The 10,036-nt window shown below is 61.0% G+C and carries 11 protein-coding genes; 6 read left to right on the top strand and 5 right to left on the bottom strand.

The window, feature by feature from the left end; genetic code table 11:
* Window positions 1-378: 378 nt before the first annotated feature.
* Complete coding sequence (locus AWB74_RS32370) at window positions 379-1,380, bottom strand: FUSC family protein (RefSeq protein ID WP_061150690.1); 1,002 nt, start codon at window positions 1,378-1,380, stop codon at window positions 379-381.
* A 235-nt stretch (window positions 1,381-1,615) separates the two neighbouring features.
* Here AWB74_RS32370 and AWB74_RS32365 point away from each other — a divergent pair, with 235 nt between their 5' ends.
* The 5 genes from AWB74_RS32365 (at window position 1,616) to AWB74_RS48705 (ending at window position 5,274) form a co-directional block, all read left to right on the top strand.
* Window positions 1,616-3,172 carry a methyl-accepting chemotaxis protein gene (locus AWB74_RS32365; protein WP_061150689.1) on the top strand — a complete coding sequence of 519 codons (1,557 nt, stop codon included), beginning with the start codon at window positions 1,616-1,618 and terminating at the stop codon, window positions 3,170-3,172.
* Between the two features lie 272 nt (window positions 3,173-3,444).
* Entirely contained in the window at window positions 3,445-3,675 is a 231-nt protein-coding gene (locus AWB74_RS32360; protein ID WP_143749358.1) for a hypothetical protein, read from the top strand.
* A complete protein-coding gene (locus AWB74_RS32355) occupies window positions 3,668-4,192 on the top strand; it encodes a PAAR domain-containing protein (RefSeq protein WP_061150687.1) in 525 nt (174 codons plus the stop codon). The genes AWB74_RS32360 and AWB74_RS32355 overlap by 8 nt, the downstream gene beginning before the upstream one ends.
* Window positions 4,193-4,196: 4 nt before the next feature.
* On the top strand, window positions 4,197-4,895 hold the full coding sequence (locus AWB74_RS32350; protein WP_061150686.1) for a M35 family metallo-endopeptidase: 699 nt from the start codon (window positions 4,197-4,199) through the stop codon (window positions 4,893-4,895).
* Entirely contained in the window at window positions 4,813-5,274 is a 462-nt protein-coding gene (locus tag AWB74_RS48705; RefSeq protein WP_087039325.1) for an OmpA family protein, read from the top strand. Before AWB74_RS32350 ends, AWB74_RS48705 begins: the two co-directional genes overlap by 83 nt.
* Window positions 5,275-5,448: 174 nt before the next feature.
* Here AWB74_RS48705 and AWB74_RS32340 read toward each other — a convergent pair whose 3' ends face one another.
* A complete protein-coding gene (locus AWB74_RS32340) occupies window positions 5,449-6,327 on the bottom strand; it encodes a LysR family transcriptional regulator (RefSeq protein WP_061150685.1) in 879 nt (292 codons plus the stop codon).
* 94 nt (window positions 6,328-6,421) lie between these two features.
* Between AWB74_RS32340 and AWB74_RS32335 the strand changes: the two genes are divergently transcribed.
* The gene (locus AWB74_RS32335) at window positions 6,422-7,522 is read left to right on the top strand and encodes an NADH:flavin oxidoreductase/NADH oxidase (protein WP_061150684.1); all 1,101 of its coding nucleotides are present in this window, start codon (window positions 6,422-6,424) and stop codon (window positions 7,520-7,522) included.
* A gap of 36 nt (window positions 7,523-7,558) precedes the next feature.
* Here the strand turns inward: AWB74_RS32335 and AWB74_RS32330 are convergent, their stop codons facing one another.
* From AWB74_RS32330 to AWB74_RS32320, 3 genes are read right to left on the bottom strand one after another with little or no spacing between them, the layout of a single operon-like run.
* Entirely contained in the window at window positions 7,559-8,239 is a 681-nt protein-coding gene (locus tag AWB74_RS32330; RefSeq protein ID WP_235024765.1) for a substrate-binding domain-containing protein, read from the bottom strand.
* 11 nt (window positions 8,240-8,250) lie between these two features.
* Complete coding sequence (gene ligK, locus AWB74_RS32325; protein ID WP_061150682.1) at window positions 8,251-8,934, bottom strand: 4-carboxy-4-hydroxy-2-oxoadipate aldolase/oxaloacetate decarboxylase; 684 nt, start codon at window positions 8,932-8,934, stop codon at window positions 8,251-8,253.
* A gap of 1 nt (window position 8,935) precedes the next feature.
* On the bottom strand, window positions 8,936-9,961 hold the full coding sequence (locus tag AWB74_RS32320) for an amidohydrolase family protein (RefSeq protein ID WP_061150681.1): 1,026 nt from the start codon (window positions 9,959-9,961) through the stop codon (window positions 8,936-8,938).
* Window positions 9,962-10,036 lie beyond the last annotated feature (75 nt).

Here is a 10,036-nt window from a genome sequence, read left to right as displayed (position 1 = left end):
TGACGAATTCGAGGCGAAGTTGCATGGTGTTTTGCGGGTTCCAAGGCATGGTCAGTCCAGGCATTTCGATGCCCAAAAGTGTCAACCATGTCCCCGCCAAATCTGTCAACTATGTCCCCGGTCTATACACTGCTGCAAAGAAAGTCACCAAAGAAAGCAGCTATCCCCAGCCTAAGCACTTCACGCCGGCCGCGGCACAGGCGATCGACCTGATGGCCCCCGGAGTAGCAAGTGCCCTCATAAGTCTCACCGGGCTTGGATCGCGCACGGTCTGTCACCTCGCACCGCTTAGCTCGCTGGCGCAGCCCTTGCAAGCTCCGGCCCGCTTCGCGGCCGACCGGTCACGCGGGTTCGCGCGTTCGCTTCCTCGCCCTCACCTCATCGCGACAAACGGCTCGCTGCCGCATGCATGCCAAACACGCACACAATGCCGATCACGCCGCCCGCAAGCACATGCGTTAGCCGCTCGAACGCTTCAGCCACCGACTGATTCGCCAGCATGATCGCCAGGGCCACGAACAGGCAACGGAAGAAATATCCCACGATGTAGCGCTGGAACGCGACCAGCGTGAGAAAGCCCGCGAGCGTCGCGAGCGTGACGGCCATGCCCGAATGCGGCAAGACATAGCGCCCGAGCACAATGCCGATCGGCACACCCGCAATCACGCCGATCGCGCGGTTCTGCAACTTCGCTCGCGCCGTATCCACCGCGCCAGTCACGATGCTCGCCGCGCCCCAAATCACCCATTGCGCATGCTCCATCCGCCCGTAGACGACCATCACCGCCGCAATGCCGACGCTCGCAAGCATCGCGGCAAGATCTTCGCCCAAAGGCGTGCGCGCGCCGAAATCGTCGAGATTGGACCAGCGCGCCGCAGGCTTGCCTCGCGAACGTATATAAGCCGATAACACCGCCGGCATCAGCGCCACGAGCAGATAAGGCAAATAAGCAGGCGCTGCGCGCACCAATGCATCGACGGTGCGCCCGCCATGCAGTTCGTTCGCCAGAATGAGCACCGGGACGAAGGTCCAGTTGCCAAGCGTGCGCAACCTCTCGCCGCGCGACGCAAGCAAGATCACGCACGCCGCGAGCAGCATGCACGCAACGATGAAGAACGCCGGCACCAGCTCGGCAAGCAGCAGCAGATACGTTCCCGCGATGATCGCGAGCCCGTGCGCCACGACAGCCACCGGCCTGAGCGCGAGCCGGTCTTCCGCGATGACCGCGGAGATCGCGAGCAGCGATGCCTTCATCCACAGCGTATTGCCAGTCACGAGCGCGAGCGCGACGAACGGCAACAGCGCGACGACCGCCCGCAGAAGCGGCCAGACCTTGATCTCGCTGGCGAGACGGAATTGCTGCGGCGCGTCGGCAGGCATGCGCGGATCTCTTTCCCTGAGACGATGAAGTTTAGGCCGGTTTTTGCATCGCGATTTCCTGAATCAGGGCCAAGTCTACGGTGTAAGCGTTTCGTAGCGTTTTAAGCGTCCCCTAAAGGCGATCGTCGTGCTGTCGTTATACAGGCTGCTCGATGGTTTTCATCGGGCGCGCAAGCTGGCGTCGCATCGTCGCCCTCGCGCACGCGCACCTGCGATGCAGCCACTTGAGAGAGCTATGTTTTCGACAATCAAAGGCCGGCTGGCCTTGGCCATGACGCTGCTGAGCGCGCTTCTGATCGCAATCGGCCTGGTCGGTCTGATCGGCATGAGCCGGTCCAACTCGGTCACCTATGACCTGTTCACGAATGAAATGCCGAGCGCGGTGTCGATCGGCAATGCTGAGATGTTCATGGCGCGCGAGCGTCTGAGCTTCGACCGCGCGGCGCTCAACGTGGGCACGCCCGCCGCGGAAGATGCGATCGGCCGCGGCGCGCTGATGCGCAAGACTTCCGACGACGCCTGGACCAAATACGCCAGCCTGCCGCAAGGCGCCGGCGAAAAGGAACTCGCGGACAAGTTCAACGCGCAACGTCTCACGGTGCAAAAGCTCATCGATCAAGGCTATGCCGATGTGCGCGCGCAGGATCACGCGAAGATCATCGCCGACGCAAGCGCAATGCAGGCGGCGTTCAACGAGTTCGCGAAATCGGGCTCCGCGGTGCGCAAGCTGCAGTTCGAATCGGCTCAGGCTGCGTACGATGATGGACAGGCGACGTTCGGCATGTTCCGGATCGGCAGCATCGCCGCGATTCTGGTGGGCGTGGCCGCAGCGTTCTATACGTGGATTTCGCTGCGCGGCCGTATCGCGCGTCCGCTCGATGCAGCGCTCGCCCAGTTCGACGCCATCGCGGCCGGCGATCTGCGCAGCACCGTGAAGGTGACGTCGAACGACGAAATGGGCCAGTTGCTGCGCGGTCTTTCGACGATGCAGGCGAGCCTCATCGACACGGTGCGCACGGTTCGCAGCGGCAGCGAATCGATTGCATCCGCGACCAAGCAGATCGCCGCGGGCAACGTGGATCTTTCGTCGCGCACCGAAGAGCAGGCCTCCGCCTTGCAGCAAACCGCGTCGAGCATGGATGAACTGACGGGCACCGTCAAACAGAACGCCGACAACGCGCGTCAGGCGAGCGTGCTGGCCGCGAATGCATCGGAGATCGCGGGCAAGGGCAGCCATGTGGTTTCGCAGGTCGTGACGACGATGGGCGAGATCAACCACAGCTCGTCGAAGATCGCGGACATCATCACGATCATCGAAGGCATAGCGTTCCAGACGAACATTCTCGCGTTGAACGCAGCGGTGGAAGCGGCGCGTGCGGGCGAGGAAGGACGCGGCTTCGCGGTCGTGGCGGGCGAAGTGCGCTCGCTCGCGCAACGTTCGTCGGCGGCGGCGAAGGAGATCAAGGAGCTGATCGACAACTCGGTGGAACGCGTGCAATCGGGCACTGCGCTCGTCGACGAAGCGGGCCGCACGATGACGGAAATCAGCACGGCAGTGCAGCGCGTGACCGACATCATGGGCGAGATCGCGGCGGCATCGGAAGAGCAAAGCAGCGGCATCGATCAGGTGGCGCGCGCCGTCACGCAGATGGACGAAGTGACGCAACAGAACGCGGCGCTGGTCGAGGAAGCTGCGGCGGCGGCGCAATCGCTGGAAGATCAGGCGGGCGCGCTGCGAACGGCGGTGGAGACGTTCCGGCTTCACGATGAGGGGATGCGGGCGGGGGTTTGAGGGGCTTTCGGGTTTCGTGTTCGTTCCCAAGTGACCGTGCTGCCTCGAGATAAGACCATAGGCGGGGCGGCGGAATCACGGCGAAAGCATTGCTGCTGAAAAGCAGCAATGCTTTCGCCTCTTTTCACGTCCCGATTTTTCATCGCGCACCCGCTCGGGTGGTCAAGCATCAAGTTTGTCCAAGCTCGTCGACACAAAATTACCCGGCTTTGTTCCAATCGGCTTTCTGATCCGATATGTTCGTTATCCATAACAATAATCGGGATAACGACATGGACAAAAGAAGCGAAGCCACCATTCTCGACGGCTCAGGTTTTGGCGCAACATGTGCCAACAAGCCATTCGCGCTAATAGGCTCGCGCTTGAGCAACGGCGACCGAATTGCAACCACGCCCCAATCAGTGTTCGGCATATCCGTGAAAGAAGGCGAGGCGATTCCGGGACTGTTCGAACCGGGGTATGTGCCGCCTTATGCGTCAGAGTCCGGGGCGAAGCATGCGTAAAGCTGCGATACGCCATGGCGATCCGACCACTACGCGCGGATTCGTGATCGCGTATTCGTCAACCATCTTCGACGATGGACGGCAAGTCGCCCTCAGCGGCGACGAAGCCACATGCGGAAACTGCAAGGGAGCCTACAAGATATTCGGCACCGGCGACGGCATGACCGAAAAGACGCGCAGCGTTGTCGTTGAGGGCGACAGGGTTCTTTGTCCTTGTGGGAAGAATCGGGTCATCGTCGGAAGCAATCCGGGCATCTTTCTGGAAGTCGACAGCGGAAGTAATGAGCCGCAAAGCAGGGGCGCGGCGTCGTTTGCTGGGTCTCCGTCTCTCGCTTCGGTCTTCGACCAGCAAGTGGTTCTTCGATCCCGCTCTACTGGCGAACCGCTCGCAGGGGTGCGTTATAGGGCGCGTGGCGCGTCCGGGCGCACCTTTGAAGGCATGACCGATTCATCGGGCCGGACCGAACGAATCAAAACGAACACTGCGGAAAACCTTCGCTTCGAAATCGAGCACTGAGCACATGGCAGAGCAGGAATTTTTCTATCTCGGAACGATCGTCACTAATACGATTGAAAATTCGACGCACGAGTTCCTCGTGGACGTAAACCCGATTTGCGAAAACATGTCGAATGCTGCGTTTAGGAAAAAGGTTCTTAAGTTGCGCGATGATGCGGTCGTCATCGTTGAACAACGCATTCGAGAATTAACAGCATGGAGCCAGTCGGCGCAAGCCAGAATGAAACTGTGGATCGGCAACACTGACGACCGGACTCGCGCAGAACTGATTCAGAGATTGCGTGCGCTTCTAGTCGTCATGAAGGGCCTTGAGCCGAAGAACTTTATCCGCCCCGATCCGGAGAATGAGCGCATTCTCGGATGCGTGCCGAATCCGGACACACGGGGAGAAGTAGCACATGTTTGCGGACCCGATACAGCGACGCACACCATCGCGATCACGCGAAACTTCTGCGTCCTACCAGAGACGACTGTGGGCACGTTGTCTTCTATGCAACTCACCATCTTGCACGAATGCACTCATTTCTATGATACTTTTGCAGCACTCGACTACAAAAACACTTACGGACCACGCCTCGGCTTACAACTCGCACAAAGTGAGCCAGACATGGCGATCAAGAATGCGGATAACATCGCTTTTTACGTGCTCGCTTCTGATTCTTTCTCTTTTGACGTGCGGGTCCAGCGAAGCGATAGCGTGTAGTTTTGCAATGCAGTACGGGATAAGGCTTTACGGATCAACGACGGCCCTATCCAATGAGGATCGAATTCGTCTTGCGGAGTTAGTAGTTTCAGTACGTGACAGCGTAGCGGACAGGGGGCCCGTTTCCGTGTATGGATTTGCTGATGAACATCAACCTGATGCCCAACGTATCGCCGATTTGCGGGCGAAAGCGGTGAGCAGTTATCTGCAGAGTCTCGGAGTCGTGGCGAGCAGGATTGCAACGGCGACCGAGGTTTGGAGAAACACCGCGGCGACTCCAGCGACGGCAAGGAATCAGATTGAAGTCGAGTTTCTGCCCCGCTGTTTGCCCGGAGATTGTCCGAACCCATGCGATCAGGCGTCTCCTGCTAATCGTTGATCCGCTAGTTTGATGCTGCTACGAGAGAGAACGGGCGTCGGCTATTTTCTTTTAAAACCCCGCCCCATAACGCTTTGCGCCCGATCTCTCGCTTGCAGCAGCAAAGAGAGTGACGGCCGCCCCGCACAGGGGCAACGCCAACAAGCCAACACGCCTACGGGCCCCAACAAATCACTACCCCTTCATCCTGACCCGCTCCCTCAAATACTCCACAGTCCGTACACACCGCACCGGCAGCGGCCACTCCGCGCGCCGAATGAGCCAAAGCGTATCGACCACCGGCGCGCCACATTCCACGACACCGATCGCCTCCGGCTTACCGAATGCAATTCGCGCATAACGCGGTATCACCGTAAATCCAAGCCCGCGCGCGACGAATTCCAGAATGAGACTGATCTGGTTGCTGAACCCCTGCCGTCGCAAACTGCCAACGCCCGGATTGCCCGGAAAGCGCCGGCTCAGCAATCGGCTCGCGGTCATGTGCGCTTCCGGATAGTCGATGAAACCGAGCCGTTCCAGATCGCTCCACTCATGCACGTCCGCGTTCGCGGGCACGACGAGCTCCAGCGGTTCCTCGATGAACTTGCTCGCGGCAAGACGCGCATCGTCCGGCTTCAACGCAACGATGCCGAGATCGTAGCGGCTCTCCAGCACCGCTTCGAGCACTTCCGAATCCGGCGCGAAGCGATGACGCATCTTCCATTCGGGACGTTGCTGCTGCAAATCCAGCAATAGCGGAAACAGCACGAGCCCGATGCTGCCCGGCGTGATCCACCCGATCTCGCCGGCTTCGTCCTCGCTGTCGGACAAACGCGAAGCGAGACGTTTGCCGGCAAGCTCCATCTCACTGCAATAGTCGAGCAGCGCACGGCCCGCAGGCGTCAGTTCGATACCGCGCGTGCGACGAACCACGAGCAGGCCGAGTTGATCTTCGAGATGACGAAGATGCTGGCTCACGGCGGCCTGCGTCAGATCGAGACGTTCCGCCGCACGCGTGAAATTGCCGAGATCGACGAGCGCGAGAAAAGTGCGCAGCCATTGCGGATTGAGCATCACAAAATTTTATCGAATCGATAACCCGTAGATAGTTTTCATTATGACACTGACCGGTTAATCTCGTCCCCTCAAGTCAAACCGAGAACCACAGATGTCAGCACTCTTCACTCCCTTCACACTGAAAGACGTCACGCTGCGCAACCGCATCGCCATTCCGCCGATGTGCCAGTACAGCGCCATCGACGGCTTCGTCAACGACTGGCACCTCAGCCATTACGCCGGTCTCGCGCGCGGCGGCGCGGGCCTCGTGATCGTCGAGGCGACGGGCGTATCGCCGGAAGGGCGCATCACGCCGGGCTGCACCGGCCTCTGGGACGACGCGCAAATCGAAGGCATGAAGCGCGTCGCGGCGACGATCAAGGCGGCGGGCGCGGTGCCCGGCATCCAGATCGCGCATGCGGGCCGCAAGGCGAGCGCGAACCGTCCGTGGGAAGGCGACGATCACATCGCCGGGAACGACGATCGCGGCTGGGACACGCTCGCGCCTTCGGCCGTCGCGTTCGGCGGCGGCTTGCCGAAAGTGCCCAAGGCAATGACGCTGGAAGAAATCGAGCGCGTGAAGGCGGACTTCGCCGCTGCCGCGCGTCGTGCGCGCGAAGCGGGCTTCGAATGGCTGGAGCTGCACTTCGCGCACGGCTATCTCGCGCAAAGCTTCTTCTCCGTCGATGCGAACCAGCGCGACGATCGATACGGCGGCGATCTCGCGGGACGCAGCCGCTTCCTCGTCGAGACCTTCGATGCGGTGCGCGAAGTGTGGCCGCAGAATCTGCCGCTGACGGCGCGCTTCGGCGTCGTCGAATACGATGGCCGCGATGAAACCACGCTGCAGGAATCGATCGAACTGACGAAGACGCTGCGTCGCAGAGGCCTCGATCTGATGAGCGTGAGCGTCGGCTTTTCCACGCCCGATGCGCGCATTCCCTGGGGACCGGCGTTCTTGGGTCCGGTCGCGGAGCGCGTGCGCCGCGAAGCGGAGATTCCCGTTGCATCGGCATGGGGATTCGATTCGCCGCCTAACGCCGAGCATGCAGTCGCGTCGGGGCAACTCGATCTCGTGATGATCGGCCGCGCGCATCTGTCGAATCCGCATTGGCCGTACCAGGCGGCAAAGCAGTTGAACGTCGAGCGGCCGTCGTGGGCCTTGCCTGCGCCGTATGCGCATTGGCTCGAACGCTACGCCGTGGCGGAATGATGTGCTGATGCAGGAAAGCGCTCGCTGAGCGCTTTCTTATCGAACAGGCTCCATCCCGTGCCGCACTTTCATTGCGTCGGCATCGGGTGAAACTGCAAAGTCGAGAAACTCGCGGGCAAGCGCCGAAGCGCTCGTGCATAGCGCGCCTTCGAAGACCGTCAGCGTTTGAATCGCGGACGGCAACATGCCGAGCACATCGATGCCCGCCACGCCGATCATCTCGCTCATCTGCTGAAAGCCCAGTTCGACTTCGCCTCGCGCGATGAGCGTACCCACTGCGACGCCCGGCGGCGCCTGCACGATGCGCGATGCAATGCGCTCCGCAATACTCCAACGCTCGAACAAGCGCGTGAGATAGACGCCGCTCGGTCCGGTCGAATAACCGATGCTGCGCGCCGCAAGCACGGCTTCGCGCACGGCGGCTTCATCGTCGATGGAAGGATGCGGCGCACCGGACGCAACGGCAATCGCGATGCCCGAGCGCGCGATGCGCACGCGGCTATCCACAGCGACGCGCCCCGCTGCCACGAGACGCTCGATCGCATCCGAGGCGAGCACTACGATATCGAACGCCTCGCCTTCCTCGATACGTTTCAGCGCCGCGACGCCGCCCGTCGACTCGATCGCGACGCGCTGGCCCGATCGCGCTTCGAATGCAGAAGCGAGTTCGTTGAGCACACCGCGCGTGGCCATCGATGAAATGCCGGTGATGGTCATGGTCGACGGCATCAGTCGATATAACGCAGGCCGGCCTTTTCGAGCGGCTCGCGCATCTGGTACATGTCGAGGCCGAGCACGCCGCTCGCCAGCTTCGCGCGCTTCTCTTCTTCGAACGCCTCGCGCGCGACAGCCTTGTCGAGCACTTGCTGCGCCGATGCGGACGGCACCACGACGACGCCATCGTCATCCGCGACGATCACATCGCCGGGCGTGACGATCGCGCCCGCGCACACGACCGGAATGTTCACCGAGCCGAGCGTTGCCTTCACCGTGCCTTTCGCGGAGATCGCTTTGCTCCAGACCGGGAAGTTCATCTCCGTGAGCACGCGCACGTCGCGCACGCCGCCGTCGATGATGAGCGCCCGCGCGCCACGCGCCTTGAAGCTCGTCGCGAGCAGGTCGCCGAAGAAACCATCGGTATTGTCCGTCGTGCATGCGGCCACGACGATATCGCCCGGGCGAATCTGCTCGGCCGCGACGTGCAGCATCCAGTTGTCGCCCGGTTGCAGCAGCACCGTCACTGCCGTGCCGCTCGCCTGCGCGCCGGTGTAAATCGGGCGCATATAAGTCTTCATCAGGCCGACACGGCCCATTGCTTCGTGCACGGTCGCCGAACCGAGCGCGCCGAGCTTGGCGGCCGCATCGGCATTCGCGCGATCTATGTTGCGATACACCACTCCGAGTTCGTACATATCAAAGTCCCTTCGCTTTGAGCGCCGCATCCAGACGTGGATACACGCGGCGCGCGTTGCCTTCGTAAATCTTGTAGCGCGCTTCGGGCTCGATGCTCGCTGCCTCGACATAGCGCTTCGTATCGTCGAAATAATGCCCCGTTTCGGGATCGATGCCGCGCACCGCGCCGATCATCTCGCTCGCGAACAAGATGTTGTCGACGGGAATCACGCGCGTCAGCAGATCGATGCCTGGCTGGTGATACACACAGGTATCGAAGAACACGTTATTGAGCAAATGATCCTTCAGCAAGGGCTTCTTCAGCTCTTGCGCGAGACCGCGGAAACGTCCCCAGTGATACGGCACCGCGCCGCCGCCATGCGGAATCACGAACTTGAGCGTCGGGAAATCGCGGAAGAGGTCGGACGTGAGGCACTGCATGAACGCGGTCGTATCGGCGTTCAGGTAGTGCGCGCCCGTCGTATGAAAACACGCGTTGCAGCTCGTGCTCACGTGGATCATCGCGGGGATGTCGTACTCGACCATCTTCTCGTATATCGGATACCACGAGCGGTCTGAAAGCGGCGGGCTCGTCCAGTGTCCGCCCGACGGGTCCGGATTCAGGTTGATCGCGACATTGCCGTATTGCTCGACGCACTTCACGAGCTCGGGGATGCACGTCGAGACATCGACGCCCGGGCTTTGCGGCAACATCGCCGCCGGAATGAAGCTGTCGGGAAACAGCTCGCTCACACGAAAGCACAGCTCGTTGCAGATCGCGGCCCACGTGCTCGATACTTCGAAATCGCCGATGTGATGCGCCATGAAGCTCGCACGCGGGCTGAAGATCGTGAGATCGAGACCTCGGTCGTGCATCAGACGAAGCTGATTCGCTTCGATCGATTCGCGTAGTTCGTCGTCGGTGATCTTCAGTTCCGATACGGCTGGCATCTCCGAAGGATTCTTGATCCCGGCGATCTGTCGGTTGCGCCACGATTCGAGCGCCTTCGGCGCAGTCGTGTAGTGGCCGTGAATGTCGATGATCATTTTTTCGTTACTCCTGGATTGCTTCGTGTTCCTTTCAAGCTCGCGCTTTGCTTTCTCTTCTCTATAGGGAAACTT

The organism is Caballeronia arvi (genome assembly GCF_001544695.2).
GTDB lineage: Bacteria > Pseudomonadota > Gammaproteobacteria > Burkholderiales > Burkholderiaceae > Caballeronia > Caballeronia arvi.
The sequence above is the reverse complement of the archived record's forward strand: the minus strand, read 5'-3'. Positions and strand labels throughout refer to the sequence as shown.

Coding starts and splice junctions, on each gene's coding strand:
- AWB74_RS32320 (WP_061150681.1), bottom strand. CDS start 9,961: ATGATCATCGACATTCACGGCCACTACACGACTGCGCCGAAGGCGCTC.
- AWB74_RS32365 (WP_061150689.1), top strand. CDS start 1,616: ATGTTTTCGACAATCAAAGGCCGGCTGGCCTTGGCCATGACGCTGCTG.
- AWB74_RS32370 (WP_061150690.1), bottom strand. CDS start 1,380: ATGCCTGCCGACGCGCCGCAGCAATTCCGTCTCGCCAGCGAGATCAAG.
- AWB74_RS32360 (WP_143749358.1), top strand. CDS start 3,445: ATGGACAAAAGAAGCGAAGCCACCATTCTCGACGGCTCAGGTTTTGGC.
- AWB74_RS32335 (WP_061150684.1), top strand. CDS start 6,422: ATGTCAGCACTCTTCACTCCCTTCACACTGAAAGACGTCACGCTGCGC.
- AWB74_RS48705 (WP_087039325.1), top strand. CDS start 4,813: ATGCGGATAACATCGCTTTTTACGTGCTCGCTTCTGATTCTTTCTCTT.
- AWB74_RS32350 (WP_061150686.1), top strand. CDS start 4,197: ATGGCAGAGCAGGAATTTTTCTATCTCGGAACGATCGTCACTAATACG.
- AWB74_RS32355 (WP_061150687.1), top strand. CDS start 3,668: ATGCGTAAAGCTGCGATACGCCATGGCGATCCGACCACTACGCGCGGA.
- ligK (WP_061150682.1), bottom strand. CDS start 8,934: ATGTACGAACTCGGAGTGGTGTATCGCAACATAGATCGCGCGAATGCC.
- AWB74_RS32340 (WP_061150685.1), bottom strand. CDS start 6,327: ATGCTCAATCCGCAATGGCTGCGCACTTTTCTCGCGCTCGTCGATCTC.
- AWB74_RS32330 (WP_235024765.1), bottom strand. CDS start 8,239: ATGACCATCACCGGCATTTCATCGATGGCCACGCGCGGTGTGCTCAAC.